Genomic DNA, 25970 nt, shown 5'->3' with positions numbered 1-25970 from the left:
GGGTGACCATCACCCGTCGTCGTCTGACGGCCGCCGCACTTGCGGCGGCCGTCGTGGCGTTCGCGTACGCCGCCTGGGTCGCCCTCGGCGTCCGCTCCGACCTGCTGGACGGCGAGGCCGCCGCGCGCGACCTTCGCGCGGCACTGGAGGACCCTGGGACGTCCGATGCCGCCGAGAAGGCCGCCGACCGGTTCGAGGCACACCTCGCCTCTGCCGACCGGCGTACGTCGGGGTGGACCTGGGCCGTCCTCGAGGGCGTGCCGTTCGTGGGCGACGACGCCCGAGCGGTCGCCACCTTGAGCCGGGTCGGCGCTGCCGCCGCGCGCGACGGCGTACGGCCGCTCCTGGAGGCCGGGGTGACCGACCCCGAGGGCTTCGCGCCGCGCGACGGGCAGGTCGACCTCGACCGCATCGCGATGCTGCGCAAGCCCATGGCGGCCGCGGCCGCGGCGTTCGGCGACGCGTCGGAGGAGCTCGCGGAGGTCGACTGCAGCGGGCTCGTCGGCCCGCTGGCCCGGTCGCTGCGGACGCTGACCGACGACATCGACGCCGCCGCCGACGGGCTGGAGGCCGGCCGGGTGGCCACGGAGCTCCTCCCGACGATGCTCGGCGGCTCCGGGGAGCGCCGGATCCTGCTCGCCTTCCAGAGCCCGGCCGAGCCTCGTGCTGCCGGGGGCTTCCCGGGGGCGCTGGCGGTGCTCGAAGCCCGCGACGGGCGCCTTGAGCTCGCCGAGCAGATCCCGGCTGGGGCCCTGCCGAGCGGAGCCCAGGTGCTCCCGCTGACCGCCGAGGAGCAGGAGCGCTTCGGTCCGGCGATGGCGATCTATGCCGGCGACGCCGGGTTCACGCCGCACTTCCCGCGCGTGACCGAGCTGTGGCGGGCGCACTGGGACCGCAGCGGTCGCCCTGCCCTCGACGGTGCGGTCGCCGTCGACCCGGTGGCGCTCGGCTACCTGCTGGCCGCGACCGGTCCGGTGCAGGTCCGCGGTGCCGAGCTCACCGCTGACAATGTCGCCCACGAGCTGCTGCACGGCGCCTACGTGCGCTACGCCGACCCCCTGGAGCAGGACCGCTGGTTCCAGCAGGTGGCCAGCGCGGTCTTCTCCCGCCTGACGACTGGGTCGGTCGACGCACGGGCGCTCCTCGACGGCCTGGCCCGCGGCGCCCGCGAGGGACGCCTGCTGGTCAACTCCAGACACCCCGAGGAGCAGCAGCTGCTCACCGGCACCCAGGTGGCCGGTGAGGTGCCGGATGCGTCGGTGCCGGCACCCCAGGCGGGTGTCTACTTCAACGACTCCACGGGCTCCAAGATGGGCTGGTTCTTCCACCCGGAGGTGACCGTCGAGACGACGTCGTGCGACGCCTCCGGGCGCACGATGACCGGCACCCTCGGCGTACGCAGCTCGCTCGAGGCCGGCAAGCCGCTGCCGGCGTACGTGAGCCCGGGCAGCCACGGCATCCCAAAGGGCACGCACCTGGTCTCGGTCGAGCTCTTCGCGCCACAGGAGGGGACGCTCGACCGGATCACGTTTGACGCGGAGCCCCAGGAGAACGCCGTCGTGACGCCCTATCGTGGCCACGCGACGACGAGCGTGGCGCTCGAGCTCGAGCCTGCCGGGCACCACGTCGTCACCTGGCGGATGACGACACCGTCCCGCGAGCCCGTCTCGATCCGCGTGACTCCGGGCGTCGACAGCGGTGGGGGACCGGTCGAGCTGCCGGCCTGCTGAGTTCAGCTTCCGGGGATCGCGCTGAGGCCGCTGGTGAACGCAGCGACGAGCGTTGCCTGCGCCGGGCGGCCGGGCCACGGAGCGCCGAAGGTTCCGCGGTCCGTGGAAAGGCGCCGCTCGAGGAGCCCTTGGTCGCCCGGCCAACGTGCCAGCATCTCCTGTTGCCGCTCGGGTCCGATCGTCCTCACGACGTCGCGCCCCAGGAGATGCGCCGCGGCACGCAGGCCATGGAAGTCGTGTGCGATGTTGACCTGTTGTCCCTCCTCCGTGTCATAGAGGCGCTCGGTGACAGCGCGCGACTCTGCATACCAGTGGAGTGCCACGGCGAGATCAGTCGCGTCCTTGTACTCCCCGCGCTCCCAGCGATCGAGCCACGCGCCGACCTTCGCGGCGACGTAGCCCGGGACGGTCGGAATGCGAATGACGCCAGCCGTCGGCAGCGCCAACGGCAAGGAGTCCGCATGGATCTCTTCGAATGCCCAGACGCTCAGCGTTTCACGACGGGTCGGGGGCTCGACGGAGCCGACAGGGTCTTCGACGTCGCCAAAGGGGAGGAGATCCACGTCGCGGTGTTCGATCCGGAAACAGACTCCGCTGTCGGAGACAGGTGTGAACGCTTTCGCGGCCTCTTCAAAGTGTGTCCAAGAGCGGAGACCGAGAGCCAGGTCGAGGTCGTAGGTCTCTCGTGTGCCGAATTCGTGACCAAGGGCTGAGTGCATGACGTCGCGGCACATGGCACCGATGAGCATCACCCGGTCGGGAGCGAGACCTGGTGCCTTCTTGAGTAGCGCGGAGACGACGGTGTCGATCGGGGTCAGAAGGCCCTCATGCGCGGCAGTTGGGTCAAACAACGCTGCGCCTCCACTGCTCGGCCGCATCCCGCAGCCGGGGGTCCTCGCTGGTGAACAGCTCGGCATAGACGAGTGGCCACGGTGTCGCCGTCGGGTCTGCTGCCTCGTCGGGCACGTGCCAGAAGGCTTTCCGGACGAGAACGTTGGGCGGACCGTCGGTGCGCCACCTGTTGGCCATGATCAGGCGAGGAGTCAGCTCGGGTGTGTACAGGGTGGTCGTGGCGGGCCGGAGGAGCGATGCGATCGCGGCCTCGCCCCCTACGTAGATCGGCATCCCCGCGCCATCGGGGTGGCGCTCGGGGTCACCGCGGAACTCGCCAAGGTGAAGTCGTCGGGCGAGCCCGGTGGGGAATGCGGCAGCCCACAGATCCAGCAGGCGATGGTCAGCGTGGGACGCCGTCGCGTCGTAGCCCTGATCGCGCAGCGCGTTGCGGGCTCCGTGGGCGAGGCCAACGGAGACGCCTGCGCTGGAGGCGAGTTCGCGTGCTGATGCATGCCAGAGCGACGGCCAGGTGAGGAGCGCGCACACGACCTGAGACCGTCCCGCGCTGAAGAGGTTGCCGCTGGCGCGGGGGAGGACGAGCCGAGGCGTGTCGGTGTAGTAGTCGACCCGCTTCGGTTGGCTGCGCCGCCCCCGGACGTGGACGATGACATCGCCGAACTCGAGTGAGGCGTTGCCGAGTGCGTCGACGTACTCCACTCCCGCGTGCCGCAGCAGGTCGGCGGTTCGTGGATGGATGTGGTCGGAGATAGCCAGCGTCCTGCTCGCCGGCGGATCCGCATGCGATATCCGGTTGCGGACGGTGTCGGCGAGCTCGACGAGGTACGACGCCTCGGAACGCCCCCGACGCAAGGTGAGTGCCGCCAGTGCTTCGTCGGTAGTACTTTCGTGTGCGTCGATGCGGAGGTCGTCGAGCTGCATCATCACCTGGTCGAGGACCAGTCTCTCGTAGGGTCGCATGCATGCCTCCGTTCAGTTTCGGCCTGCGTTCAAGATAACTGAACAGTCCTGAAAACTGAACAGGCTGCGTGTGTCACTCCACCCAGTCGCCGACCAGCCAGTCGGCGTTCTCCTTCATGTGGGCCACCGCGGTCAGGTGCTGCTCGGAGACCCGCCAGGCCTGGAACGCTGCCTCGTCGTCGAACGTCGCGTCCTCGACCACCCACGGTGCCCTTGCGGTCGTCGAGGCTGGTCGTGATCGTCCAGCGGCTGGCGCCGAGGCGCGGCCGTGCCGCCTCGAGTGCGGCGACGGCGTCGGAGGCAGAGGCGCCCTCGTGGAGCCGGAAGAGGACGACGTGGCGGAACGGCATGGATCCGACCCTAGAGGGCGCCGGGGTCGTCTTCTGCCGGGACCGGCTCGTTCGGTCGTCTCGTTGCCGTCCGCCCCGTCGCAACTGCTCGGCGCCGGCGCTTCAGGGCCTGTGGATGAGAGCCGACGGCCGACGCGGTTCTGTTCGATGCTCGCGGAGTGCCTGGTTCCGAGAAGCCCCTTGTCCTGACGCAGCCGTTCACGACTGCGGAGGCGCTGGCCGCTGGCATGACCGAGCGGCAGCTGCGGGCGAAGAGGTTCCGGCGGCTGCATCGCTCCGTCCACGTCCTCGCGACTGTGCCGGTGACACCGCGACTGCGGGCGCAGGCAGCCCTGAAGCTCTTCGATGGCCACGCGCACGTGAGCCATCAGCTGGCCGCCGCGGTCTACGGCATCGCCGTGCCCCGCGGCTTTCGTGCCACCGTCGTCGTTCCGGAAGAACGCATGCGTAGGCGTCACGCCGACATCGCCTGCGTCGTACGCCGGTCGCCGGCGGTCTGGTTCCAGGGTCTGCCGGTGGCGTCGCCGGAGGCGCTGATCGAGCAGCTCGCCGAAGTCCTCGGTCTCGTCGACCTGGTCATCGCTGGAGATGCCCTGCTCCACCGCAAGCTCACCACGATCAGCCGGATCCGCGACTATCTGCGGACGAGTGCGCATCCAGGGGTGCGAGCAGCCCTGGCGGCGGTCGAGCTGATGCGCACCGGCGCGGAGTCGCCGCAGGAGACGAGGCTGCGGCTGCTGCTCCACTTCGCTGGCCTTCCTCGCCTCGAGACACAGGTGGAGATCCGCGACGCTGGTGGCAGGTTGCTCCGCAAGCACGACCTGGGCCACGTTGAGGCGCGGGTCGCCGTCGAGTACCAGGGTCGCCAGCACGTCGAGGTGGTCGAGCAGTGGGAGTCCGACATCGATCGTCGCGAGGCTGCCGACGTCGACGGCTGGCGTCAGGTCGACGTGCTCTCCAAGGGCATCGCTCGCGAACCCGCACGCACCATCCAACGTGTCGCCCGGGCGCTCCGCGAGCGGGGCATCGAGGTCGGACCCCTCAGTGACGAGTGGAAGCGCTACTTCTATCCGGGGCAGAAGGAGTCGGCGCCGTACGAAACCGACGGGTGATCGGCGCCTGACCGGTCGGCAATGCTCGGCGCCGGCACTTTCCGACGCTCGCCGAAATGCGCGAGCGGCGGCCACCCGCGAAGGGTGACCGCCGCCCGGCGTACGACGTGTGTCAGCCGTTGATCATGCCCGCGCCGACGGTGACGCCGGTGGTCTCGTCGATGAGGATGAACGAGCCCGTGGTGCGGTTCTTGGAGTACGGGTCGACGAGCAGCGGGACGGTGCAGCGCAGCTGCACGCGGCCGATCTCGTTGACGCCGAGCTCCTTGGTCTCCTGGTCGCGGTGGAGGGTGTTGACGTCCAGGCGGTACTGGATGTCCTTCACCATCACGCGGCCGTTGCGGGTCGTGTGCTTGATCGCCAGCTTCGCCTTCGGCCGCAGGGGAGCGGTCGTCATCCAGCAGACCATCGCGTCGATGTCCTGCGTGGCGGTCGGCGCGTTGTTGACGCGGGCGATCATGTCGCCGCGCGAGACGTCGACGTCGTCCTCGAGGCGGATGGTGACCGACATCGGCGGGAACGCCATGTCGATCTCCTTGTCGAAGAGGTCGATGCCAGCGATCTTCGACGTCATGCCGGACGGGAGGACGACGACCTCGTCGCCCTGCTTCAGGACGCCGCCGGCGACCTGGCCGCCGTAGCCGCGGTAGTCGTGGAACTCGTCCGACTTCGGGCGGACGACGTACTGCACCGGGAAGCGGGCGTCGATCAGGTCGCGGTCGGAGGCGACGTGGACGTGCTCGAGGTGGTGCATGAGCGTCGGGCCCTGGTACCACGCCATGTTCTCCGAGCGGTTGACGACGTTGTCGCCGGCCAGCGCGGAGATCGGGATGACCTCGAGGTCCGGGATGTTGAGCTTCGTCGCGAACTGCGTGAACTCGGCGTGGATCTTGTCGTAGACCTCCTGCGAGTAGTCCACGAGGTCCATCTTGTTGACCGCGAGCACGAGGTGCGGGACGCGGAGCAGCGAGAGGATCAGCGCGTGACGGCGCGACTGCTCGGTGAGGCCCTGGCGGGCGTCGACGAGCACGAGGCCGAGGTCGGCGGTGGAGGCACCGGTGACCATGTTGCGGGTGTACTGCACGTGGCCCGGCGTGTCCGCGATGATGAACTTGCGAGTGGGCGTCGCGAAGTAGCGGTACGCCACGTCGATGGTGATGCCCTGCTCGCGCTCGGAGCGGAGACCGTCGGTCAGCAGTGCGAGGTCGGTGTAGTCGTAGCCCTTGGAGACCGACGTGGCCTCGACGGCCTCGAGCTGGTCCTCGAAGATCGACTTGGAGTCGAGCAGCAGGCGACCGATGAGCGTCGACTTGCCGTCGTCGACCGAGCCGGCGGTGGCGAACCGCAGGAGGTCCATGGGCTTCTTCTCAGCAGTGGCCATCAGAAGTAGCCCTCCTTCTTGCGGTCTTCCATGGCGGCCTCGGAGAACTTGTCGTCGCCGCGGGTGGCGCCGCGCTCGGTGACGCGGGCGATCGCGACCTCGTCGATGATCTCGTCGATGGTCGAGGCCGTGCTCTCGACGCAGCCGGTCAGGGTGATGTCACCGCAGGTGCGGAAGCGCACGGTGCGCTCGGAGACGACCTCGCCCTCGCGGCACGGGTTGAGCGGCGTCTCGGTCATCAGCATGCCGTCGCGCTCGAAGACGCGGCGCTGGTGGCTGAAGTAGATCGACGGGATCTCGATCTGCTCGCGGCCGATGTAGTCCCAGACGTCCAGCTCGGTCCAGTTGGAGATCGGGAAGATGCGCATGTGCTCGCCCTCGTGGAGGCGGCCGTTGTACAGCGACCAGAGCTCGGGGCGCTGGTTCTTCGGGTCCCACTGGCCGAACTCGTCGCGGTGGGAGTAGACGCGCTCCTTCGCGCGGGCCTTCTCCTCGTCGCGACGGCCGCCACCGAAGGCGGCGGTGAAGCCGTTCTCCTCGATGGCGTTGAGCAGCGTCGGGATCTGCAGGCGGTTGCGGCTGATCTTCGCGGCGTCGGGGATGATGCCGTTCTTGATCGCGTCGTCGATGGAGGCCACGACGAGGTTGATGCCGAGCCGCTCGACCCACCGGTCGCGGGTCTCCATGACCTCGGGGAAGTCGAGACCCGTGTCGACCTGGAGGATCGAGAACGGGATCTTCGCGGGGTAGAACGCCTTCTCCGCCAGGCGGAGCATCACGATGGAGTCCTTGCCGCCGGAGAACATCAGGACCGGCTTCTCGAACTCGGCGGCGACCTCACGGAAGATGTGGATCGACTCCGCCTCCAGCTGGTCGAGCTGACTCAGCTGGTAGTCGGCGTGCGTTTCTGTCATGAGCTTGGGGTGACCTCTCGTCGCTTATGGCAACCAGCATCCTAACCGCGTGCGGGCCCCGTGCCCGCCGCGGTCCGCGCCGCGCCGTGGCCGGGGTCACGCCGAGGCCTCGATACTTGCCCACAATCCCGATCGACCCAGTAAGGTTTGCGACCACGCGCGGCCTGTTCCGATCACCTGTGGCTCGTGCGACATCCCGCCAGACGAACAAGGGTGCAACCGTGGCCGATCTCCTTACGGGTCAGTTCTTCCAGATCCTGACCGCCGGCTTCCTGGTCGGCATCATCGTCGGGCTGACCGGTATGGGTGGCGGCGCGCTGATGACGCCGGCGCTGATCTTCCTCGGTGTGGGGCAGACGGCGGCGATCGTCACCGTCGACCTCACCGCTGCGGCCATCTACAAGACCGGTGGCGCGATCACGCACTGGCGCCAGGGCTCCCCGAACGTCCGCCTGGCGGCGTACCTCATCGCCGGCTCGGTGCCGATGGCGTTCCTGGGTCCGTGGCTGCTCAACGGCCTCATCGACGACCCCGCGCAGCTCGAGAACACCCTCAAGCTGTGCATCGGCATCGCGCTGCTCTTCGCCGCGTCGACGTACGCCCTGCGCCTGCTCATCAACATGCGGCGGGTCAACAGCGGCGGCGGCGAGCCCGACGCCAACCCGCACATCCGGCTCGTGCCGACCGTGCTGGTCGGCGCGCTGGGCGGCCTGCTGGTCGGCGTCACCTCGGTCGGCTCCGGCTCGGTGATCATGATCGCGCTGCTCATGCTCTACCCGGGCCTGCCGGCCGTGAAGCTCGTCGGCACCGACCTGATGCAGGCGGTGCCGCTGGTGCTCGCCGCGGCACTCTCGAACATCGCGATCCACGGCCTCGAGTGGGACCTGCTGTTCCCGCTCGTGCTCGGCTCGGTCCCCGGCACGGTCCTCGGCTCGCGCCTGGCGCCCCGCGTCGCGCAGTCGATCATCCGGCGCGGCATCGTGATCGTGCTGACGATGTCCGGCACGGCTCTGCTCTTCAAGGCCGGCCTGCACCCGTACGGCGAGGGCCAGGACACGCTCGAGGCGATCACCGTCGCGGTGGTCGGCCTGGTCATGCTGCTGCTCGTGCCGCTGGTCTGGGGCCTGCTGCGCAAGCAGAACGGCCTCCCGATGTTCGGGGCGCCCACCGTGGCCGAACTCGAGCGGACGCCACTCCACCGCAGGGGCTGACCCCGCCCCTCCGGAACGAACGAAGAGCCCCGAGTCGCAGGACTCGGGGCTCTTCGTTTCGTTGCTACCGGCTCCGCTGCGTCGTACGCCGCCGGTGCTACTTGACCTGGCGGTTGCCGGGCAGCGTCTCGACGTGGTGGTCGCGGAGGTACGACACGAAGTGGTCACGCTGGACGGCGTCGAAGAGCGCGACCGCCTGCTTCAGCCTGAGGAGGACGACCGACTGGTCGCCCACCATCGCCGAGCCCTGGTAGGGGACGGTGGCGAAGGACATGTTGCCGAGCTTGAGCTTGAGGCCGGCGAAGGCCAGCTTCATCACCTCGGTGTCGCTGAACTCGTTGTCGAGCGCCAGGTTGCCGGTGATCTGGTCGACCAGCTTCGTGACCTTGAGCGGGTTGGCCAGGACCGACATGCTCCGGGTGCGCTCCACGACGGCACGCAGGAAGTTCTGGTGGCGCTGCACACGGTCGAAGTCGCCGCGCGGCAGGCCGTAGCGGGTGCGGACGTAGGCCAGGGCGCTCTCGCCCTTGATGGTCTGCCAGCCCTGGTGCCAGCTGACGCAGTTGCAGCGGTGGTCGAAGACGTCGGTCGGCACGTAGACCTGCACGCCGTCGAGGGCGTCGGTGATCCCGCGGAAGCCGTTGAAGTCGGTCACGACCATGTGGGTCAGGTGGACGTGGAAGTTCTGCTCGATCGTGCGGCCGAGGAGGCTCGGGCCGCCGTAGGAGAAGGCCGCGTTGATCTTGGTCGAGCCGTGGCCGTCGACCTTGACGTAGGAGTCGCGGGGGATGGAGACGACCTGCGCGTGCTGACCGTCCTCCTCCACGTGGACGACCATGATCACGTCGCTGCGTACGCCGGTGGAGGTGAGGTCCTGGCCGTTGAGGTTCGACAGGTCGATCTTGCCGTCGTTGTCGCTGCAGCTGCGCAGGCCGTTGCTCTTGGGGGCCGCCTCGTCGCAGTCGAGGCCGACCAGCAGGATGTTCTCGCCGCCGAGGAACGGCGGGCGGTTGTCGCCCAGGTCCGGGTCGAAGCCGGGCGCGCGGTGCAGGTGGAGCCAGAGCCACAGCAGCCAGAGCAGGATGATCAGGAGCAGCAGCAGGAGCAGGCCGACGATCGCGGCGAGTGCCGGGTTGTCGTCGATCCACCGCCGGATCCGGTAGGGGACCATCCGGACGTAGGCGCGGCGCAGCGTCTTGAAGCGCTTGCGCTTGCGCCGCCGCCGCTGGCGCGGGGAGCGCTCGAAGTCGATGCCTCCGAAGAGGGGCTCGTCGTTCGTCATCGCTGGGGGACCTCCGGCTGACCGGTCTGGTTCGACATCAGTTCCGCTCCTCCAGTGCCGGCATGACGATCGCCAGCAGTTCGTCGATCTGCGCGGCGGCTGCGGCGACCGCGCGGCGACCGCGCCGGTAGGGGTCGGCGACGTCGACGCGGACCTGGGCGACCCCGCTCGTGGAGGCCACAGTCTTCACAAGGTCGACTCCGCTGAGCGAGGAATCCACGCGCTGGACGCCCGACGCGAACTGCCCGAGCGAGAAGACCTTGCGGAAGGTTGCGGGGTAGTCGGTGAGGATGAACTGGCGGTGCTCGGACTCGGCCGTGAGCACCAGGTCGGCCTCGTCGATGTGCTCGCTCGTGAGGCGCCGGCTGCGGAACGCCGCGATCGCCTCGGGCGTCACCTCGGGGCTGTGGTCGAACGCCGTCGCCATCGTGGCGTCCATCGGCTTGTCACGGAAGCCGATCGTGCCGGCCGAGCTCAGCTTCAGCGTGGAGTCGGGGCCGAGCATCGCCCGTCCCGCGAGCTCCATGTACGGCGAGCGGCAGATGTTGGCCGTGCACACGAAGAGGACGTTGACCATCACACCTCCAGCAGGCCGGCAGCAGCGAGCGCCTTCTCGACGTCCGCCAGCGCATCCTCGACCGAGCGGCCGGTCGTGTCGACCCGAACGTCGGCATCCTCAGGGACTTCATAGGGGCTGGAGATTCCGGTGAACTCCGGGATCAGGCCCTGGCGCGCCTTCGCGTAGAGGCCCTTGCGGTCGCGGCGCTCGCACTCCTCGAGCGGAGTCGCGACGTGCACCAGGAAGAAGGTGCCGCCCGCCTCCTCGACGTAGCGGCGCACGTCCTGGCGGGTCGCGTCGAACGGCGCGATCGGCGAGACCACGGCGACGCCGCCGTGGCGGGCGATCTCGGCGGCCACCCACCCGATGCGGCGGATGTTGGTCTCGCGGTCGGCCTTGCTGAAGGTGAGGCCGGCGCTGAGGTTGCGGCGTACGACGTCGCCGTCGAGGCTCGTGACCGTGCGCTCGCCCTGCTCGAGCAGCTTGTCGAGCAGCGCCCGCGCCAGCGTCGACTTGCCCGAGCCGGAGAGGCCGGTGAAGAAGAGGACCAGCCCACGGCGGTCGAGCGGCGGGCGGTCGAAGTCGACGATCTCCGCGACCTCGGCCGGCAGCTCGGCGTCCGTGTCGGCGTCCGCCAGTGCGAGCACCGTGTCGTCGCCGGCGTAGGTGGCCAGCACCTGCGCACCGAGCGCATGGTCGGCCTCGGCGTCACCGTGGGCCGCGAGCGGCACCACGACGACTGCGGCGTCGGGCAGGGCGCGGGCGGCGGCGAGGGTGGCACGCACCAGGCCGACGGCGGAGAGGTCGGCCGGCGTGCCGTGGCCGGTGAGCGCGACCAGCACGACGCGGCCCTCCACGGCGGCGAGCTGCTCGAGCTCGGCGGTCGTGAGCGCGTCGGCGACGGGCACCCAGGTGGCGCCGGCGTAGTGCTCGCGGGCCTGCGCCGGGGAGAGGTGCAGCCTCCGGAACGGTCCGTACGCCGGAGCGCCCAGGGCCGTGGGCACCCAGCGGCCGTCCTGACGCGTCACCGTCGCGAGCGGCAGGCCCTCCGGGTCGACCAGCTCGACCGCGGGCTCGGCGGCCAGGCCGTCGGGGAGCGTGAGCGTCACGGGGGATCCGGGCTCGTCGTACGCGGTGAGGGGAGCGAGGGCGCCCGACAGCAGCAGCTCGAGGTCGTCGAGCTCGCGCGGCGTGGGGCAGTGCTGCGGAAGGGGCTGGGGGTTCGCAGTGCTGGACACGTCCGCCATCCTCCCATGCACCCGCAGGCTCTCCCCGCATCACGGGGAGCGGTGCTTGCCGAGTGCTTGCGCGGCGCCGTTGCGTACAACGGCTAGCACCACTAGCGAGTCGGGTTTCTCCTTGTTTTGAGGGGGAATCCCTTATCTGCGTGCGCCAGTTCACACCGCTTGCGGTTGCTATCGCTAACAATAGTTAGCAATACTGGGGGCATGGCAAAGGGCGTGGTCGGCAAGACGGTCGACAACCTGGGGGAGTACCTCAAGGAGCAGCGGACGGCTTCCAAGCTTTCCCTGCGCCAGCTCTCCGAGGTTGCCGGTGTGTCGAACCCGTACCTGTCGCAGATCGAGCGTGGTCTGCGCAAGCCCTCCGCCGACGTGCTTCAGCAGATCGCGAAGGCCCTGCGGATCTCCGCGGAGCAGCTCTACATCCGCGCGGGCATCCTCTCTCCGGAGGACGGCCTGGGCGGCTCCGTGGAGCTGGCCGTGCTGGCCGACCCGGGCCTGACCGAGCGACAGAAGCAGTCCCTGCTCGACGTCTACGCGTCGTTCCTCGCCATCAACGCGGCGGAGAGCGGCGAGGGCGAGAGCTGACCCACCCCGAAGGTGTGGCGGCCCCGCCCACCGGACCTCGCGACCGTCGCCGGTCGCGCAACAAACAGAAGGAGCCAGCCATGGCCAAGAAGTTCGACGTGAAGAAGATCGTTGCCGACCTGCAGGAGAAGGTTGCTGACGTCCAGAAGGACGCCACCTCCACCGCCAAGGACGCGCAGGCGAAGGTTGTCGCCCAGGTCAAGGACCTGCAGGCCACCATCGAGGCTGCCCCCGGCAAGATCGAGGCGTCGGTCAAGGAGACCCAGGCCGACATCCTCGCGAAGATCACCGAGCTGCAGACCGCTGCCAAGGGCCTCCCGGCCAAGGCGCAGGAGCAGATCAACGCCCGCCTCGCCGAGCTGACCAAGTCGGTCGAGGAGCTCACCGCCAAGGCGCAGAAGCTCGTCGAGAAGTACCTCCCGGCCGCCGAGAAGTACCTCCCCGCGAAGGCCGAGAAGGCTGCCGCTCCGGTCGCCGAGGCTGCCCCGGCCGCTCCGGCCAAGAAGGCTGCTGCGAAGAAGGCTCCGGCCAAGAAGGCTGCCGCCAAGAAGGCTCCGGCCAAGAAGGCTGCCGCCAAGAAGGCCTGACCCCTCCGGGTTCACGCTTCCTGAGCACAAGGCCCGCTCGCGCTACGGCGCGGGCGGGCCTTGTGTCGTCTCCGGTGTCCTTTCCGGACGCGCGCCAGGGGCGCGGAGGCGAGCCGGTCAGGCCAGGGCGAGGTCGGTCTCGACCATCCGCTTGACGATGTCGGTGAACTCCAGCGTGGGCGCCCAGCCCAGCGCCGTGCGGGCCCGGGTGGCGTCGCCGCGCAGGTCCGTCGGGTCGGTGGGGCGCAGGAGCGCGGGGTCCACGCGGACCCGCGCCTCCCAGTCGCTGACCCCGGCCTGCTCGAACGCCGCGGCCACGAAGTCGCGCACGCTGTGCGAGGCGCCGGTGGCGATCACGTAGTCGTCACCCTGCTCGTGGCGGGCGGCGCGGACCATCGCGTCGACGTAGTCCGGGGCCCAGCCGAAGTCGCGGCGGGCGTCGAGGTTGCCGAGCACGAGCTCGTCGGCCGTGCCGGCCGCGATGGCGGCGACGGTCGAGGTGATCTTGCGGGTCACGAAGCGGGGCGAACGCCGCGGCGACTCGTGGTTGTAGAGCACCATGCTCGAGGCGTGCAGGCCGCGGGAGCGGTAGACGCCGGTCATCAGGTGCGCGTAGGCCTTGGCGGCGCCGTACGGGTTGACGGGGCGGAGCGGGGTGGCCTCGGTCTGGGGTGACTCCGAGGGCTCGCCGAAGATCTCCGCGCTCGAGCACTGCACGAAGGCGACCTGCTTGTCATGCGCCTGCGCGACGCGCCACGCCGACTCCAGCAGGGCAACCGCTGCGCCGCCGTTGACGGCCGCGCTGAGGTCGGGGTCCTCCCAGGAGGCCGCGACGGAGGAGAGGGCGGCGAGGTTGTAGACCTCGTCGGGCGCGAGGTCGGCGACCAGGGCCCGGGTCGCCGCGACGTCGCACAGGTCGCCGCGGTGGAGCACGACGTCGGCCGGCAGGAACTCCGGGACCTCGCCGGACAGCGTCAGGGCATGCACCTCGACGCCGTCGGCCAGCAGCCGCTCCGCGAGGTAGCTGCCGTCCTGGCCGGACGCACCGGTCACGAAGGCCCGAGAGACGCCTGCCATCAGAGGCCGGCGAGCTTCTTCTGCTCCGCGAGGTCGGAGTCGACCATCATCGCGACGAGCTCGGGGAAGTTGACCTTCGGCTTCCAGCCGAGGACCTCGCGGGCCTTGGAGGAGTCACCGATGAGCAGGTCGACCTCGGCCGGACGCATGAACGCCGGGTCCTGGCGGACGTAGCGCTCCCAGTCCTCGATGCCCGCGTGGGCGAAGGCGAGGTCGAGCAGCTCGCGGATCGTGTGGGTCTCGTCGGTGGAGACCACGTAGTCGTCGCCGTTCTCCTGCTGGAGCATCAGCCACATCGCCTCGACGTAGTCGCCGGCGAAGCCCCAGTCGCGCTGCGCGTCGAGGTTGCCCATGACCAGCTCGTCCTGGAGGCCGAGCTTGATGCGCGCGACGGCCTGCGACACCTTGCGGGTCACGAACTCCGGGCCGCGACGCGGCGACTCGTGGTTGAAGAGGATGCCGCTCGAGGCGTGCATGCCGTACGACTCGCGGTAGTTGATCGTCATGTAGTGGCCGTAGACCTTGCTGACGCCGTACGGCGAGCGGGGCCATAGCAGCGTGTCCTCGGTCTGCGGGACCTGCTGCACCTTGCCGAACATCTCGGAGGAGGAGGCCTGGTAGAACTTCACCGCGCGCGGGTCGTCGCCACCGTGGAGGCGGACCGCCTCGAGCAGGTTGAGCACGCCCATGCCGGTCACGTCGGAGGTGACCTTGGCGTTCTCCCAGGAGTAGGCCACGAACGAGATCGCGCCGAGGTTGTAGACCTCGGCGGGGTTGCTGTCGTTGAGCGCGCGCATCAGGCTCGACTGGTCGGTGAGGTCACCGGTGAGGATCTTGACGTCGGGGAGCTCGCGCTCGACCATCGCGCGCTTCGGGTTGTTCTGCCCGCGCATCAGGCCGTAGACGTCGTAGCCCTTCTCGAGCAGCAGCTCGGCGAGGTACGGACCGTCCTGACCGGTGATTCCGGTGATGAGGGCAGAAGGCATGGCGGGGATTCTGCCAGAGGCGCAGGGGGCGGGTGATGCGTCCCACGCCTGTGCCGCGCACTGGACGGATCCACGCTGCATGTGCGCCCGGTGTGCGCCCGGTGCGCGCTCGCGGTCAGCCGCGGTAGGCGTCGCCGGCCTTCTGGCGGGCCTCCCACGCCGTGGCGACCATCTGCTCGAGGGTGTGGCGCATCTGCCAGTGGAGGTCACGCGCGGCGAGCTCGCCGGCGGCCACGATCCGGTCGGGGTCGCCGGGGCGGCGCGGGTGCATCTCGGGCTCGAAGTCGATGCCCGTGACCTCGCGGATGGTGTCCATGATCTGCCGGACGCTGGAGCCGGCACCGCTGCCGAGGTTGTAGACCGGCTCGATCGGCTCGCCCGCGGCGAGGCGCTGCGCCGCGGCCACGTGGGCCTCGGCGAGGTCGGCCACGTGGATGTAGTCGCGCACGCACGTGCCGTCGGGAGTGTTGTAGTCGTCGCCGAAGATCTTCGGGGTGCGGCCCTCCACGAGGGCGTCGAAGACCAGGGGGAAGAGGTTGTGGGGGCTCGCGTCGTAGAGGTCGGGGCTGCCCGAGCCGACGACGTTGAAGTAGCGCAGGCTCGTGTGGCGCAGCCCGTGGGCCACGCCGGCGTCCTTGAGCAGCCACTCGCCGATCAGCTTCGTCTCGCCGTAGGGCGACTCGGGGTGGTTCGGCGTCTGCTCGGTGACCAGGTCGACGTCGGTCGTGCCGTACGTCGCGGCGCTGGAGCTGAAGACCATCCGGTCGGCGCCCGCGTCGCGCATCTCCTGCAGCAGGATCACCATCGCGGAGATGTTCTGCTCGTAGGTGTGGAGCGGGCGCTGCACCGAGACCCCGGCGTACTTGTAGCCGGCGACGTGGACGACGCCGTCGACGCCCTGCACCGCCTCGCGGACGGCGTCGCGGTCGAGCAGGGTTGCCTTGATGAGCGGCACGCCGTCGGGCACGAACGCCTCGAAGCCGGTGGAGAGGTCGTCGAGGACGCTCGCCTCGATGCCGGCCGCCTGGAACGCCCGCACCACGTGCGCCCCGATGTAGCCCGCGCCTCCGGTCACCAGCCAGCCCATGCCCACTCCTCCGTCGTACGTCGTGGGGCGCCGCCGCGCGATCGCTGCGGGTTCCGCCCGTGAGCAGCCTAGTCAGTGATACTGGCCCGGTGAGATCCCTCGTGGCTGGTGTGCCGATCCTCGCCGCGCTCGGCGCGGGGAGCCTGGCGGGCTGCGCACCCGCGGCTGCTCCTGCCCTGCAGGAGGTCTCGTCGACGACGCTGGCCGGCAAGACGATCGTGATCGATCCCGGCCACCAGCTCGGCAACCACAACTACCCCGACCAGATCAACGCGCCGGTCGACGCGGGTGGCTTCCAGAAGCCGTGCAACACGACCGGCACCGCGACCAACGGTGGCTACCCGGAGGCGACGTTCGCGTGGCAGGTGAGCCTGCTGCTCAAGGCGAAGCTCGAGGCCCGCGGCGCACGCGTCGTGCTGACCCGCACGAGCAACCGCCAGGACCGCTGGGGGCCGTGCGTCGCCTACCGCGGCCGCCGCGGCAACCGGTTCGCCGACGGCACCCACGCCAACCTCAAGATCTCGATCCACGGCGACGGGTGCAACGGCTGCGGTGCCGGCTTCCACGTCATCGCGCCCCAGTCGCGTGCCGGCTGGACCGACGACATCGCCACCTCGTCGCTCGCCTTCGCCAAGCAGGTGCTGGCCGCGCTGCACAACGCCGGGCTGCCCTACGCGCCGTACGTCTCGGGTGGCGACGGCCTCGACGTCCGCGGAGACCTGGGCACCCTGAACTGGTCGGACCGACCGGCCGTGATGGTCGAGCTCGGCAACATGCGCAACGCGACCGACGCCGCGCGGATGACCAGCTCGACCGGCCGCGATCGTTACGCCACCGCCCTCACCCGGGCCATCGTCCAGCGCCTCACCTGACCCCGCCGAGGCGGCACATCTGGTGGGCCGAGGCGGCACATCTGGAACGGCGAGAGGGCAGATGTGGCGCGCATCCGCACCACATCTGCCCTCTCGGCACGCAGCTCCTGCCGTCTCGGCAGGAGAGCGGATCAGCGCGGGGCGAGGCGGATCGCGCCGTCCATGCGGATGACCTCGCCGTTGAGGTAGTCGTGCTCGACGATGAACGCCGCGAGCTGGGCGTACTCGTCCGGGCGGCCGAGCCGCTTCGGGAACGGCACGCCGGCGGCGAGCGTCTTCTGGAACTCCTCGTTGACGCCCGCGAGCATCGGCGTCTCGACGATGCCGGGAGCGATCGTGCAGACCCGGATGCCGTACGTCGCGAGGTCACGCGCCGCGGGGAGCATCAGGCCGACGACGCCGCCCTTGGACGACGAGTAGCCGGCCTGGCCGACCTGGCCCTCGAAGGCGGCGACCGAGGCGGTGTTGATGATGACGCCGCGCGCGTCGTCCGCGAGCGGCGCGGTCTTCGCGATCTGCTCGGCGGCGAGCGCGAGCACGTTGTAGGTGCCGACCAGGTTGATGTTGATGACCATCGCGTACTTCGCGAGGTCGCCGACCGAGCCGTCCTTGTTGAGGATCCGGCCGGCGGTGCCGACGCCCGCGCAGTTGACGACGGTGCGGAGCGGGACGCCCGCGTTGGCAGCGGTCGCGACGGCCTCACGCACCTGGTCGACGTTCGTCACGTCGACGGCGACGTAGTGGACACCGGCGACCTCGGGGGCCTTCTCGATCGAGCCGGCGAGGTCGAACGCGAAGACGGTCGCGCCCTTCTCGGCCAGCGCCTTCGCGGTCGCGGCGCCGAGTCCGGACGCGCCACCGGTGACGATCGCGGCGGTGTTCTCTACCTGCATCTGTGTCTCCTCATGAAGTCTGGTGCGCCCATTCTGGCCCGCGCCTCCCCGCCGGGTACGCCGGGTCCCCGGCGCGTGAGATCGGGACCCTCGACAACGCCCCCCAACGACGTACGCCTCGCGGCGTGAGCGGCGCGCCCGCTACTCGTCCACGAGGCTCGACGCGCCCGCAGAACCGAGCGCTGTACGTCGGGTGAGGGCTGTGGAGAGGCGTTCTGTGGAACTCGTGTGACTCGGCCTCGATCACCAGGCGCAGCAGCCGCTCCACGCACGGAGAAGGCGGCGTTCCGCTACGACTGTCGGCGCTACACCGCGATGGTGCGCGCGGGGTGGCGCGTCGTGCGCTTCGTCTACGAGGACGTCATGGCCCGGCAGGACGACGTGCGGGAGGTGCTCACCGATCTCGTGGCGCTCGGCCCTCAGACGACGTACGTCGATCACGTCCCAGGTCTGGACCGCCGGGTGATGGGCGGCATCTGACCGCGCGAGGTGTACGTCGTCCGAGGGGCGCTGCCGCAAATGCGCGACGGCGCCGCACCCGGAGGGATGCGGCGCCGCTGCGGCGTACGAAAGCGATCAGCCCTTGCGTGCCCGCGAGGTGATCTTCGCGCGCTCGTTCTTGTCGAGGACGACCTTGCGGATGCGGGTCATCTCCGGGGTGACCTCGACGCACTCGTCGTCGCGGCAGAACTCCAGGCACTGCTCGAGGGAGAGCTCGCGCGGGGGCGTGAGCTTCTCGAAGTTGTCGGAGGTCGCGGACCGGATGTTGGTCTGCTGCTTCTCCTTGGTGATGTTGACGTCCATGTCGTCCTGGCGGGAGTTCTCGCCGATGATCATGCCCTCGTAGACCTCGGTGCCCGGCTTCACGAAGATGACGCCACGCTCCTGCAGGGAGGTCATCGCGTGGGCGGTGGCCGAGCCGGCGCGGTCGGCGACGAGCGAGCCGTTGTTGCGGGCGCGGATCTCGCCGGCCCACGGCATCATGCCCTCGGAGATGGACGACGCCATGCCGGTGCCGCGGGTCTCGGTGAGGAAGTCGGTGCGGAAGCCGATCAGGCCACGCGCCGGGACGACGAAGTCCATGCGGACCCAGCCGGTGCCGTGGTTGGTCATGTTCTCCATGCGGCCCTTGCGGACGGCGAGGAGCTCGGTGATCGCGCCGAGGTACTCCTCGGGGGCGTCGATCGTCAGGCGCTCGACGGGCTCGTGGCGCTTGCCGTCGATCTCCTGGGTGACGACCTGCGGCTTGCCGACGGTGAGCTCGTAGCCCTCGCGGCGCATCTGCTCGACGAGGATCGCGAGCGCCAGCTCGCCACGGCCCTGGACCTCCCAGGCGTCGGGACGCTCGGTCGGGAGGACCTTGAGCGACACGTTGCCGATGAGCTCCTGGTCGAGGCGGTCCTTGACCATGCGGGCGGTGACCTTGGAGCCCTTGACCTTGCCGACGAGCGGCGAGGTGTTGGTGCCGATGGTCATGGAGATCGCCGGGTCGTCGACCTTGATCAGCGGCAGCGCGACGGGGTTCTCCGGGTCGGCGATGGTCTCGCCGATCATGATGTCCGGGATGCCGGCGATGGCGACGATGTCGCCCGGGCCCGCGGACTCACCGGGGACGCGCTCGAGGCCCTCGGTCACGAGGAGCTCGGTGAGCTTGACGTTCTTGATGGTGCCGTCGGCCCTCATCCAGGCGACCTGCTGGCCCTTCTTGAGGTTGCCCTGCTTGATGCGCAGCAGCGCCAGGCGACCGAGGAACGGCGAGGCGTCGAGGTTGGTGACGTGGGCCTGCAGCGGCGCCTCGTCGTCGTACGCCGGCGCGGGGATCGTGTCGAGGATCGTCTTGAAGAGCGGCTCGAGGTTGTCGCCCGCGGGGAGGGAGGCGTTGGCCGGCTTCTCCAGGGAGGCGATGCCCGCCTTGCCCGAGGCGTAGATGACCGGGAAGTCGAGCGCGTCGTGGCTGTGCGAGTCGTCGAGCAGGTCCATGAAGAGCTCGTAGCACTCGTCGACGACCTCGTCGATGCGCGCGTCGCCACGGTCGGTCTTGTTGACGACCAGGATCACGGGCATGTCGGCGTTGAGCGCCTTGCGAAGCACGAAGCGGGTCTGGGGGAGCGGGCCCTCGGAGGCGTCGACGAGGAGGACGATGCCGTCGACCATCGACAGGCCGCGCTCGACCTCGCCACCGAAGTCGGCGTGGCCGGGGGTGTCGATGATGTTGATGGTCATGCCGCCGGCGGGGGCGTGCTCGCCGTTGTAGGCGATGGCGGTGTTCTTCGCGAGGATCGTGATGCCCTTCTCGCGCTCGAGGTCACCGGAGTCCATGACGCGGTCCTCGACGCCCGACTCCACCTGGTGGGCGGAGAACGCGCCACCCTGCTTGAGCATCGCGTCGACGAGCGTGGTCTTGCCGTGGTCGACGTGCGCGACGATGGCGACGTTGCGGATGTCGTTGCGGGTGGTTGCGGCCATGCGGAGGCAGCCTGCTTTCAAGTGGGATTCAAAGAACGGTGAAACGGTCTGGGGTGCCCGAAGACAGGCGGGCAACCTCGCGATTCTATCGGCGCTCGGGGTGTGCTCTGGCATCGTGAGCGTGACGTCACAGTGGAGGGGGCGCGGATGGCCGGCGCAGCCGAGGTCGAGCGGCGCATCGAGGAGTACGCCGAGCGGCTCGCGCAGCTGTCGTAGTCCACCGCTCAGGCGAAGCCGGGCGCGTGCTCCTCGAGCAGGCCACGGAAGCCGATCTCGACCTCGAGCTGGCACAGGACGCCGATGCCGCCCATCCAGACCCGGTGGATCAGCATGTACTCCGGCGGCAGGTTGATCTTGAACGCCCGGCTGAGGTTCTCCGGGGTCGGGATCGCGACGCGCGTGGCCTCCCCGCGGAGCCAGTCGCGGGAGAACGCGAAGGTCCTCTCGCGGGCGGGTGCGAGCAGCGGGCGGAGGTAGTCACGCAGCGCGCTGCTCTCGAAGCGGGTGTGGGGGAGCAGCCAGCCCTGGGCGCGCATCTCGTCGGCGACGCCGTCCCAGTCGTCGTCCGCGGCGAGGCGGAGCAGGCCGCCGAGGGGTGCCGGCAGGCCGTCGGGCAGGCGGGCGGCGGCACCGAAGTCGACGACGCCGAGCCGGCCGTCGGTCATCACGCGGAAGTTGCCCGGGTGCGGGTCGGCGTGGAGCAGGCCGGTGCGCGCCGGGCCGCTGATCAGGAAGCGGGCGTACTGCTCGCCGACGCGCTGGCGCTCCTCCGGGGTGCCGTCCTTGATCACGTGGGCGAGCGAGTGCGGGCTGTCCAGCCAGGTGGTGATCAGCACCCGCTTGCTGGCGTGGACGACGGCCGGCACGGTCACCGATGCGTCGCCCTCGAACTCGGCCGCGAAGACCCGCTGGGCCGACGCCTCGAGCTCGTAGTCGAGCTCCTCCACGGCGCGGTCGGCGATCTCCTCCAGCAGCGGCTTGATGTCGACGCCGGGCGCGATCAGGCCGATCAGCCGGGCGACCCGGGAGAGCGTGCGCAGGTCGGAGGCGAGCGCCTTCGCGGCACCGGGGTACTGCACCTTGACCGCCACCGGGGTGCCGTCGGCCCACACCGCCTTGTGCACCTGGCCCAGGCTGGCGGCCGCCGCCGGCCTGTCGTCGAAGCTCGCGAACTCCTCGCGCCAGCCCGCGCCCAGCTCCTCGCTCAGGACCTCGTCGAGCATCCGGATCGTCATCGGGGGAGCGGCGTCCTGGAGCTTCGTGAGGACCTCGCGGTACGGCCCGGCGATCTCCTCGGGCAGCGCCGACTCGAAGATCGAGAGCGCCTGGCCGAGCTTCATCGCCCCGCCCTTGAGCTCGCCCAGGACCGTGAAGAGCTGGTCGGCGGTCCGGCGCTGGACCTCGCTCAGGACCGCCTCGGCCGGCTTGCCGCCGATCCGCTTGCCGACCCCGAGCGCCGTGCGACCGGCGTACGCCGCCGGCAGCGCCGCGAGCCGCGCCGTACGGCCGAGGGAGCTCTTGCGCATGCGGGAGCGTTCGTCGTCTGCCACGCCCCCGAACCTACGCGCCCGGCCGAAGCCGCGCTGGTGGTCACGCGAAGCCGCGCCTGTGGCCATGCAAGGATGTGCCGCCGTGACGATCATCGCGGCAGCAGACGGCTCGGCCCTCGGCAACCCCGGCCCGGCCGGCTGGGCCTGGTACGTCGACGAGGAGCACTGGGCCTGCGGTGGCTGGGCGCACGGCACCAACAACATGGGCGAGCTGACCGGGGTGCTCGACCTGCTCCAGCAGACCGCGCACCTCGACGAGGACCTGCTGATCTACTGCGACAGCCGCTACGCGATCGACTCGATCACGAAGTGGATGCCCGGCTGGAAGCGCAAGGGCTGGAAGAAGGCCGACGGCAAGCCGGTCATGAACGTCGAGATCATGAAGGCGCTCGACGCCGCCATGCGCCCCAACGTCCGCTTCGAGTGGGTCAAGGGACACGCGGGCCACGAGCTCAACGAGGCCGCCGACAAGCTCGCGAACGCGGCAGCCGCCTCCTGGAAGCTCGGCGTCGCCCCCGACCCGGGCCCCGGCTACAGCGGCACCGGCGTCGCCGAGGTCGCCCGCGGCGAGGCCCACGCGGCGTACGCCCCGACGGTGGTCGCGCCCGAGCCCGACCTCTTCGGCGAGGTCCTCACCGACGAGGAGGAGGTCGTCGCGCTGGAGCGCTCCCTCCTCACCGACGAGGTACGCCGCGACCCCGCCGCGGTCGCCCGCCTCCTGGACCCCTCGTGGAGCGGCATCCCCGCCTCGGGCGTGCTCTGGTCACGCGCCGACGCCATCGAGGCCATCGCTCCCTACGACAGCGAGGTGAGCTTCGACCTGACCCGCGTCGAGCGCCTGGCGCCCGGCGCGCTGCTCGTCCTCGGCCGGATCATCGGCGACGACGGTGCGGTGCTGACCAGCTCGCTCTGGATCCGCGCCGGTCACACCTGGGCCCAGCGCTTCCACCAGTCCACACCCGAGGCCTGAGGGTCGGCTGCGGGTCTCCGGCCTGCGCTGGGCTCCCGCCCGGCTCAAGGTTCGCGCTGCGCTCGCTGGCGCTCGCTCCGGCTCACTGAGCCGGGCAGGAGCCCGGCTCCGGCCTGAGGTCCGCTCCCGGCTTCAGGCGAGCGCGCGGTCCAGCGCAGCGCTCACGTGGAGCGTCGTGCCCGGGAAGACGGGGACGTCGACGTCCGACTGCTTCACGAGGAGCTCCAGCTCGGTGCAGCCGAGGATGACGCCGCCGGCGCCCTGCTCCCAGAGGCTGTCGATGAGCTTGATGGCGCGCTTGCGGGAGGAGTCGACGACCTTGCCGTGGACCAGCTCGTCGTAGATGACGCGGTTGATCTCCTCGTGCGTGTCGGCCGAGGGGACGATCACCTCGAGGCCGTGGGAGGCGATGCGGTCGGTGAAGAAGGTGCGCGACATGGCGAACGTCGTGCCGATGAGGGCGACCTTCTCGATGCCCTGCGCCTTCACGGCCTCGGCGACGACGTCACCGAGGTGGAGGAGCGGGATGCCGACGGCGGCCTCGACCTGCTCCGCGACGCGGTGGAAGGTCGTGGTGCAGAGCATGAGGAAGTCGGCTCCGGCTGCCTCGACGCCGCGAGCGGCCTTCGCGAGGATCTCGGCGACGTCGTCCCAGCGCTCCTCCTCCTGGAGGGCGGTGAGCTCGGCGAACTCGACCGACGCCATCACCGTGCGGGCCGAGTGCAGGCCGCCCAGGCGTGACTCCACGCCCGTGTTGAGCAGCTTGTAGTACTCCGCGCTGGACTCCCAGCTCATGCCACCGACAAGACCGATCGTCTGCATGCGGGGAGTCTGCCAGATCGGTCGCCGCGCGATCGACGGCCGGTCCGCGGAAAGGTCGTCGATCGCGCGGCGACTCGGGCATTCTGGGCGAATGAACGAGGCGGCTGGCGGTGCGACCCGACGGATCGCCGCCCTCCTCGCCGTGGCGCTGGCCTACTACGTCGGCGCACGTCTGGGGCTCGGGCTCTCCCTGGTCGCGGACAACGTGACGCCCCTGTGGCCACCGACCGGCATCGCGGTGGCGGCGTTCGTTCTCTTCGGGCGGTCGATGTGGCCGGCGGTGGTGATCGCGGCGTTCCTGGTCAACCTGCCGATCAGCGCGAACCCGCTCGCTGCCGGCGTCACGGCCGTGGGCAACCTGCTGGCGCCGCTCGCCGCCGCGCTGCTGCTGCAGCGGTTCGGCTTCCGGCGCGAGCTCGACCGGCAGCGCGACGCCCACCTGGTCGTGGTCTGCGCCCTGGCGAGTGGCGTGGTCAGCGCGACCATTGGCACCGCGACCCTCGTCGCCTCCGGAGCCGTCGCGAGCGAGCGGTTCCTCGGGGCCTGGGCGGTCTGGTGGACCGGCGACACCATGGGAGTCCTCCTGGTTGCGCCGATGCTCCTCGCCGTGCCGCTCTTCTGGGAGCAGCCCGCCTGGCGCCTGCGCGAGTGGGTCGAGGCCGGGGCGATCTGCGTGTGCGTCGCGGTGATCTCCCTGCTCGGGCTCCGTGCGGACCTGCCGGTGCTCTTCCCGATGCTGCCGTTCCTCGGGCTGGCGGCCTGGCGGCTGCAGCTGCGCGGGGCCGCGCCGGCGGCGCTGGCCGCCTCGGTGGCGACCACGTGGTCGGCGGCCCAGGGGGTCGGCACCTTCGACCACGGCAGCCTCCTCGCCCGGATGCTGACCCTGCAGGCGTTCAACGCGAGCGTCGCCCTGATGTCGTTCTTCCTGGCCGCCGTGGTGACCGAGCGGCGGCGTACGGCTGCGCTCCTGCTCGTCCGCGCCGACGCGCGCCGCGAGCGTGAGCACGAGATCGCGGTGGCGCTGCAGCAGACCCTGCTGCCGGGGCGCCTGCCGGCGACGCCTGGCGTCGAGATCGCGGCCCGCTACATCCCCGCCAGCTCCGACATGCAGGTCGGCGGCGACTGGTACGACGTGGTGCCGCTGTCCGCGGGCCGGCTCGGCCTGGTGATCGGCGACGTCGCCGGCCATGGCCTCGAGGCCGCCGCGACCATGGGCCAGGTGCGGATGGCCGTGCGGGCCTACGCGCTGCAGGACCCGTCCCCGGTCTCCGTGATGGCCGGCCTGCAGCAGCTCGCCGCGCAGTCGCCCGGCGCCACGATGACGACCCTGCTCTACCTGCTCTACGACCCGGCCTCGAGCATCGTCAGGTTCGCCAACGCCGGCCATCCGCCGGCCCTCGTGGTCGATGCCGAGGGTGCGGCGTTCACGGTCGAGGCGTCGTCTCCGCCGCTCGCGGTCTCGGCCACGACCAGGTACGCCGAGGGCAGCCTCGTGCTCCGTCCCGGCGCCACGCTGGTGATGTACACCGACGGCCTCGTCGAGCAGCGTGGCATCTCGATCCAGGTCGGGCTCGACCAGTTGCGGGCGAGCGCCGCGACGTTGGCCGGAGCCGGCGTCGAGGAGATGTGCAACGGTCTCCTGGCCCTGCTGGAGGACCAGGAGACCGTCGGGGACGACGTCGCGCTCCTCGTGCTGCGGACACACCCGTCGGACGGCGCGCCCCTGCACATCGACGTCCCCGCGGAGCCGGAGTTGCTGGTCCAGGTCCGGCTCGCCATGCGGCGGTGGCTGCGCGAGGCCGGCGTCGACGACGAGGTCGCGGGAGAGGTCCTTCTCGCCTGTGGCGAGGCGTGCAACAACGTCGTCGAGCACGCCTACGGCGGCGTGTCCGGGACCCTGGAGCTCGACGTACGGCGGGCCGGGTCCGGCATCGAGGTCGTGGTCCGGGACCGGGGCGTGTGGCGTCCCGAGGCCGACCGCGGCGGCGGCTGGGGACTCCACCTCGCGCGTGCCGTGATGGACGAGGTGGAGGTGCGCCGCATGGCGAACGGGACCGAGGTCGTCATGCGCCGGGACCTCCGGCCGGAGGAGGGGACATGAGCGAGATCGCCGACGTGGTGGCCCTGGACGTCGCCGACATGCGGGTGGTGCAGGTGAGGGGCGAGATCGACCTCTCCAACGCGCGCGACGTGCTCGACGAGATCGGCGACGCGGTCCGCAGCGGGGCCACGACGATCACGGTCGACCTCTCCGCGGTGTCCTTCCTGGACAGCTCCGGGATCGCGATGCTCTTCCAGCTCCGCCAGCGGATCGCCTACAGCCGCCAGGAGCTGCGGCTCGTCGTGCCGCCCGGCTCGCCGATCCGGCGGGTGCTGGAGCTGACCGGCGTGCCGCAGGTGATCCCGGTCATGGACACGCTCGAGGGAGGGCCGCCCGGACCTCCGTGACGCAGATCGCGGCGACACAGGTAAGGCTTACC

General features: G+C 70.4%; 25 protein-coding genes. 10 read left to right on the top strand and 15 right to left on the bottom strand.

The window, feature by feature from the left end; translation table 11 throughout:
* The first annotated feature begins 2 nt into the window (after positions 1 to 2).
* Complete coding sequence (locus tag IEX47_RS14540; protein WP_188784728.1) at positions 3 to 1730, top strand: DUF4012 domain-containing protein; 1728 nt, start codon at positions 3 to 5, stop codon at positions 1728 to 1730.
* A 2-nt stretch (positions 1731 to 1732) separates the two neighbouring features.
* Here IEX47_RS14540 and IEX47_RS14535 read toward each other — a convergent pair whose 3' ends face one another.
* The 3 genes from IEX47_RS14535 to IEX47_RS18120 all read right to left on the bottom strand — a co-directional run bounded on the left by IEX47_RS14535 (position 1733) and on the right by IEX47_RS18120 (position 3744).
* Positions 1733 to 2581 carry a hypothetical protein gene (locus tag IEX47_RS14535; protein ID WP_188784727.1) on the bottom strand — a complete coding sequence of 283 codons (849 nt, stop codon included), beginning with the start codon at positions 2579 to 2581 and terminating at the stop codon, positions 1733 to 1735.
* Positions 2574 to 3503 carry a type IV toxin-antitoxin system AbiEi family antitoxin gene (locus IEX47_RS14530; RefSeq protein WP_188784726.1) on the bottom strand — a complete coding sequence of 310 codons (930 nt, stop codon included), beginning with the start codon at positions 3501 to 3503 and terminating at the stop codon, positions 2574 to 2576. The genes IEX47_RS14535 and IEX47_RS14530 overlap by 8 nt, the downstream gene beginning before the upstream one ends.
* Before the next feature lie 112 nt (positions 3504 to 3615).
* Positions 3616 to 3744: a hypothetical protein gene (locus IEX47_RS18120; protein WP_268238987.1), complete on the bottom strand. Its 129-nt coding sequence runs from the start codon at positions 3742 to 3744 to the stop codon at positions 3616 to 3618.
* Positions 3745 to 4050: 306 nt separating this feature from the next.
* Here IEX47_RS18120 and IEX47_RS14525 point away from each other — a divergent pair, with 306 nt between their 5' ends.
* The gene (locus IEX47_RS14525) at positions 4051 to 5004 is read left to right on the top strand and encodes a hypothetical protein (RefSeq protein WP_229662905.1); all 954 of its coding nucleotides are present in this window, start codon (positions 4051 to 4053) and stop codon (positions 5002 to 5004) included.
* Between the two features lie 112 nt (positions 5005 to 5116).
* On the opposite strand, the gene IEX47_RS14520 is transcribed toward IEX47_RS14525, so the two are convergent.
* Both IEX47_RS14520 and cysD read right to left on the bottom strand, forming a co-directional pair.
* Positions 5117 to 6385: a sulfate adenylyltransferase subunit 1 gene (locus tag IEX47_RS14520; RefSeq protein WP_229662904.1), complete on the bottom strand. Its 1269-nt coding sequence runs from the start codon at positions 6383 to 6385 to the stop codon at positions 5117 to 5119.
* The gene (gene cysD / locus IEX47_RS14515; protein WP_188784724.1) at positions 6385 to 7299 is read right to left on the bottom strand and encodes a sulfate adenylyltransferase subunit CysD; all 915 of its coding nucleotides are present in this window, start codon (positions 7297 to 7299) and stop codon (positions 6385 to 6387) included. Before cysD ends, IEX47_RS14520 begins: the two co-directional genes overlap by 1 nt.
* A 221-nt stretch (positions 7300 to 7520) precedes the next feature.
* Here cysD and IEX47_RS14510 point away from each other — a divergent pair, with 221 nt between their 5' ends.
* Positions 7521 to 8510, top strand: a complete 990-nt coding sequence (locus IEX47_RS14510; protein ID WP_229662903.1) for a sulfite exporter TauE/SafE family protein — start codon at positions 7521 to 7523, stop codon at positions 8508 to 8510.
* 97 nt (positions 8511 to 8607) lie between these two features.
* Here the strand turns inward: IEX47_RS14510 and IEX47_RS14505 are convergent, their stop codons facing one another.
* The 3 genes from IEX47_RS14505 to cysC are packed head-to-tail and all read right to left on the bottom strand — an operon-like array spanning position 8608 to position 11589.
* Positions 8608 to 9792: an LCP family protein gene (locus tag IEX47_RS14505; protein ID WP_188784722.1), complete on the bottom strand. Its 1185-nt coding sequence runs from the start codon at positions 9790 to 9792 to the stop codon at positions 8608 to 8610.
* A gap of 37 nt (positions 9793 to 9829) precedes the next feature.
* Positions 9830 to 10369, bottom strand: a complete 540-nt coding sequence (locus IEX47_RS14500; protein WP_188784721.1) for an arsenate reductase/protein-tyrosine-phosphatase family protein — start codon at positions 10367 to 10369, stop codon at positions 9830 to 9832.
* Entirely contained in the window at positions 10369 to 11589 is a 1221-nt protein-coding gene (gene cysC, locus IEX47_RS14495) for an adenylyl-sulfate kinase (protein ID WP_229662902.1), read from the bottom strand. The genes IEX47_RS14500 and cysC overlap by 1 nt, the downstream gene beginning before the upstream one ends.
* A 210-nt stretch (positions 11590 to 11799) precedes the next feature.
* Between cysC and IEX47_RS14490 the strand changes: the two genes are divergently transcribed.
* On the top strand, positions 11800 to 12180 hold the full coding sequence (locus IEX47_RS14490) for a helix-turn-helix domain-containing protein (RefSeq protein ID WP_188784719.1): 381 nt from the start codon (positions 11800 to 11802) through the stop codon (positions 12178 to 12180).
* An 80-nt stretch (positions 12181 to 12260) separates the two neighbouring features.
* On the top strand, positions 12261 to 12767 hold the full coding sequence (locus tag IEX47_RS14485) for a hypothetical protein (protein ID WP_188784718.1): 507 nt from the start codon (positions 12261 to 12263) through the stop codon (positions 12765 to 12767).
* 117 nt (positions 12768 to 12884) lie between these two features.
* Here IEX47_RS14485 and IEX47_RS14480 read toward each other — a convergent pair whose 3' ends face one another.
* The 3 genes from IEX47_RS14480 to galE all read right to left on the bottom strand — a co-directional run bounded on the left by IEX47_RS14480 (position 12885) and on the right by galE (position 15917).
* Complete coding sequence (locus IEX47_RS14480; RefSeq protein ID WP_188784717.1) at positions 12885 to 13844, bottom strand: GDP-mannose 4,6-dehydratase; 960 nt, start codon at positions 13842 to 13844, stop codon at positions 12885 to 12887.
* Positions 13844 to 14830, bottom strand: a complete 987-nt coding sequence (locus IEX47_RS14475; RefSeq protein ID WP_188784716.1) for a GDP-mannose 4,6-dehydratase — start codon at positions 14828 to 14830, stop codon at positions 13844 to 13846. The genes IEX47_RS14480 and IEX47_RS14475 overlap by 1 nt, the downstream gene beginning before the upstream one ends.
* A 115-nt stretch (positions 14831 to 14945) precedes the next feature.
* Entirely contained in the window at positions 14946 to 15917 is a 972-nt protein-coding gene (gene galE, locus IEX47_RS14470) for a UDP-glucose 4-epimerase GalE (protein WP_188784715.1), read from the bottom strand.
* Positions 15918 to 16006: 89 nt separating this feature from the next.
* Between galE and IEX47_RS14465 the strand changes: the two genes are divergently transcribed.
* Positions 16007 to 16789, top strand: a complete 783-nt coding sequence (locus IEX47_RS14465; protein ID WP_188784714.1) for an N-acetylmuramoyl-L-alanine amidase family protein — start codon at positions 16007 to 16009, stop codon at positions 16787 to 16789.
* Between the two features lie 131 nt (positions 16790 to 16920).
* On the opposite strand, the gene IEX47_RS14460 is transcribed toward IEX47_RS14465, so the two are convergent.
* Entirely contained in the window at positions 16921 to 17682 is a 762-nt protein-coding gene (locus tag IEX47_RS14460; protein WP_188784713.1) for an SDR family NAD(P)-dependent oxidoreductase, read from the bottom strand.
* A 228-nt stretch (positions 17683 to 17910) separates the two neighbouring features.
* On the opposite strand from IEX47_RS14460, the gene IEX47_RS14455 reads away from it, so the two are divergent.
* Positions 17911 to 18162 carry a putative endonuclease domain-containing protein gene (locus IEX47_RS14455; RefSeq protein ID WP_188784712.1) on the top strand — a complete coding sequence of 84 codons (252 nt, stop codon included), beginning with the start codon at positions 17911 to 17913 and terminating at the stop codon, positions 18160 to 18162.
* Between the two features lie 96 nt (positions 18163 to 18258).
* On the opposite strand, the gene typA is transcribed toward IEX47_RS14455, so the two are convergent.
* Both typA and IEX47_RS14445 read right to left on the bottom strand, forming a co-directional pair.
* Positions 18259 to 20148 (bottom strand): translational GTPase TypA, encoded by a 1890-nt coding sequence (gene typA / locus IEX47_RS14450; protein ID WP_188784711.1) that lies wholly within the window; start codon positions 20146 to 20148, stop codon positions 18259 to 18261.
* A 224-nt stretch (positions 20149 to 20372) separates the two neighbouring features.
* Positions 20373 to 21698 (bottom strand): ABC1 kinase family protein, encoded by a 1326-nt coding sequence (locus IEX47_RS14445; protein WP_229662901.1) that lies wholly within the window; start codon positions 21696 to 21698, stop codon positions 20373 to 20375.
* A gap of 82 nt (positions 21699 to 21780) precedes the next feature.
* On the opposite strand from IEX47_RS14445, the gene IEX47_RS14440 reads away from it, so the two are divergent.
* The gene (locus IEX47_RS14440; protein WP_188784710.1) at positions 21781 to 22668 is read left to right on the top strand and encodes a ribonuclease HI family protein; all 888 of its coding nucleotides are present in this window, start codon (positions 21781 to 21783) and stop codon (positions 22666 to 22668) included.
* Between the two features lie 132 nt (positions 22669 to 22800).
* Here the strand turns inward: IEX47_RS14440 and IEX47_RS14435 are convergent, their stop codons facing one another.
* Positions 22801 to 23490, bottom strand: coding sequence for an aspartate/glutamate racemase family protein (locus IEX47_RS14435; protein ID WP_188784709.1), 690 nt, complete (start codon positions 23488 to 23490; stop codon positions 22801 to 22803).
* Between the two features lie 91 nt (positions 23491 to 23581).
* Between IEX47_RS14435 and IEX47_RS14430 the strand changes: the two genes are divergently transcribed.
* Both IEX47_RS14430 and IEX47_RS14425 read left to right on the top strand, forming a co-directional pair.
* Entirely contained in the window at positions 23582 to 25591 is a 2010-nt protein-coding gene (locus IEX47_RS14430; protein ID WP_188784708.1) for an ATP-binding SpoIIE family protein phosphatase, read from the top strand.
* A complete protein-coding gene (locus IEX47_RS14425) occupies positions 25588 to 25938 on the top strand; it encodes an STAS domain-containing protein (RefSeq protein WP_188784707.1) in 351 nt (116 codons plus the stop codon). Before IEX47_RS14430 ends, IEX47_RS14425 begins: the two co-directional genes overlap by 4 nt.
* Positions 25939 to 25970 lie beyond the last annotated feature (32 nt).

The organism is Nocardioides phosphati (assembly GCF_014646375.1).
Classification (GTDB): domain Bacteria; phylum Actinomycetota; class Actinomycetes; order Propionibacteriales; family Nocardioidaceae; genus Nocardioides; species Nocardioides phosphati.
This window is presented reverse-complemented; position numbering and strand designations above follow the sequence as displayed.

Bases quoted from the DNA above. Each gene is read 5' to 3' on its own strand.
- IEX47_RS14530 (WP_188784726.1), bottom strand. From the start codon at position 3,503: ATGCAGCTCGACGACCTCCGCATCGACGCACACGAAAGTACTACCGAC.
- IEX47_RS14520 (WP_229662904.1), bottom strand. From the start codon at position 6,385: ATGGCCACTGCTGAGAAGAAGCCCATGGACCTCCTGCGGTTCGCCACC.
- cysD (WP_188784724.1), bottom strand. From the start codon at position 7,299: ATGACAGAAACGCACGCCGACTACCAGCTGAGTCAGCTCGACCAGCTG.
- IEX47_RS14505 (WP_188784722.1), bottom strand. From the start codon at position 9,792: ATGACGAACGACGAGCCCCTCTTCGGAGGCATCGACTTCGAGCGCTCC.
- IEX47_RS14500 (WP_188784721.1), bottom strand. From the start codon at position 10,369: ATGGTCAACGTCCTCTTCGTGTGCACGGCCAACATCTGCCGCTCGCCG.
- IEX47_RS14490 (WP_188784719.1), top strand. From the start codon at position 11,800: ATGGCAAAGGGCGTGGTCGGCAAGACGGTCGACAACCTGGGGGAGTAC.
- IEX47_RS14485 (WP_188784718.1), top strand. From the start codon at position 12,261: ATGGCCAAGAAGTTCGACGTGAAGAAGATCGTTGCCGACCTGCAGGAG.
- IEX47_RS14480 (WP_188784717.1), bottom strand. From the start codon at position 13,844: ATGGCAGGCGTCTCTCGGGCCTTCGTGACCGGTGCGTCCGGCCAGGAC.
- IEX47_RS14475 (WP_188784716.1), bottom strand. From the start codon at position 14,830: ATGCCTTCTGCCCTCATCACCGGAATCACCGGTCAGGACGGTCCGTAC.
- galE (WP_188784715.1), bottom strand. From the start codon at position 15,917: ATGGGCTGGCTGGTGACCGGAGGCGCGGGCTACATCGGGGCGCACGTG.
- IEX47_RS14460 (WP_188784713.1), bottom strand. From the start codon at position 17,682: ATGCAGGTAGAGAACACCGCCGCGATCGTCACCGGTGGCGCGTCCGGA.
- typA (WP_188784711.1), bottom strand. From the start codon at position 20,148: ATGGCCGCAACCACCCGCAACGACATCCGCAACGTCGCCATCGTCGCG.
- IEX47_RS14435 (WP_188784709.1), bottom strand. From the start codon at position 23,490: ATGCAGACGATCGGTCTTGTCGGTGGCATGAGCTGGGAGTCCAGCGCG.
- IEX47_RS14430 (WP_188784708.1), top strand. From the start codon at position 23,582: ATGAACGAGGCGGCTGGCGGTGCGACCCGACGGATCGCCGCCCTCCTC.
- IEX47_RS14425 (WP_188784707.1), top strand. From the start codon at position 25,588: ATGAGCGAGATCGCCGACGTGGTGGCCCTGGACGTCGCCGACATGCGG.